General features: G+C 64.6%; 1 protein-coding gene. It reads right to left on the bottom strand.

What is annotated here, in order from left to right; genetic code table 11:
• Nucleotides 1-31 precede the first annotated feature (31 nt).
• A protein-coding gene (locus tag AC07Y4_RS32935; RefSeq protein WP_218618809.1) for an IS3 family transposase occupies nucleotides 32-1,263 on the bottom strand; the annotation gives its coding sequence in 2 pieces (ribosomal slippage) (nucleotides 32-924 and nucleotides 924-1,263; 1,233 coding nt in all).
• Nucleotides 1,264-1,333 lie beyond the last annotated feature (70 nt).

The following is a 1,333-nucleotide window of genomic DNA, read 5'->3' on the forward strand; positions in this document are numbered from 1 at the left end:
TGGAGTGCTTCCCGTATCCGAGGACACCAAGTCACCCTTGGTTTAAGGAATATTTCGCGCGCCTGAACTCTCGGGGCGAGCGGTACTTCAGTGCGCTATGGGGATGATGCTCGTTGTAGTGCTCGAAGGCGAGTGCCAGGTTCTGGATGGCCGTGCGCGCATCGGGCTTGGGCATGAAGGCGACGTAGTCGCGCTTCATGGTCTTGACGAACGACTCGGCCATCCCGTTGCTCTGCGGCGAGCACACCGGCGTCGTCAAGGGCAGCAGCCCGAGGTCCAGCGCGAAGGCGCGGGTGCGCTCGGCAATGTAGGGCGAGCCGTTGTCGGTCAGCCACTCGATGGTCTCGCATGGTAGTGCCTGCTCGAAGCGACGCTCGACGGCTGCGAGCATCACGTCGCGCACGATGTCGCCCGTCTGCGCACCCGTGGTGGCCGCCCAGCTCATCGCTTCGCGGTCGCAGCAGTCCAGCGCGAAGGTAGTGCGCACGGGCTCGCCGTTGTCGCACCTGAACTCGAAGCCGTCGGAACACCAGCGTTGATCGCTCGTGTCGACGGCCACCCGACCTTCATGACGGCGCCGCGAACGCGGGGGTGTTGGCTGATGTGCCAGCAGCAGCCCGTGCATGCGCATGACCCGATACACGCGCTTGAGGTTGACCGCGGGCGCCTGGCGGGCCTCGCGCTGGCGACGCAGCACGCCCCAGGCGCGCCGATAGCCGTAGCTGGGCAGGTGTTCCACCGCCTCGCGCAACTCGGTCAACAGGCCCGCATCGTCCATGCGGCGGGCACACCGGCCATCGCGCCAATCCGAAGGCCGAGCTCGTCGCTTCGTTGCCCCCGAGCGCGCCACACCGAGGACTTCACAGACCCGCTTCAACGGTCGTCCCCCGGCAGCAATGGTGAGCGCGCAATCAGATTTTTTGAGCGGCCGTACTCCACCGCTTCTCGCAGGATCTCGTTCTCCAGCGTCTTCTTGCCCAGAATCCGTTGCAGCGCCTTGATCTCCCGCAGCGCTTCGGCCAATTGCGAGGCCGGCACCACCGCCTCGCCCGCGGACACCGCCGACAGGGCTCCTTCCTGGTGCAACTTGCGCCATTGGAACAGCTGGTTCGGGTTCACTGCGTGACGCCGGGCGACCATTGAGACCGACTTCCCTGATTCATAACTTTCCCTGACCATCTGCAGCTTCTCCTGCAGTGACCAGCGCCGGCGCCGCTCGGGCCCGACAACCTCCGCCGCGATCTCGTTGTTAGTGTTAGTCATAAACACGGTCATTTGACTACCTCTTAGTTTAAGAGGGGAACCGTGTCCTCAGATTCAGGGGGCCGCTCCA

The organism is Variovorax sp. GW460-12-1-14-LB1 (genome assembly GCF_059423605.1).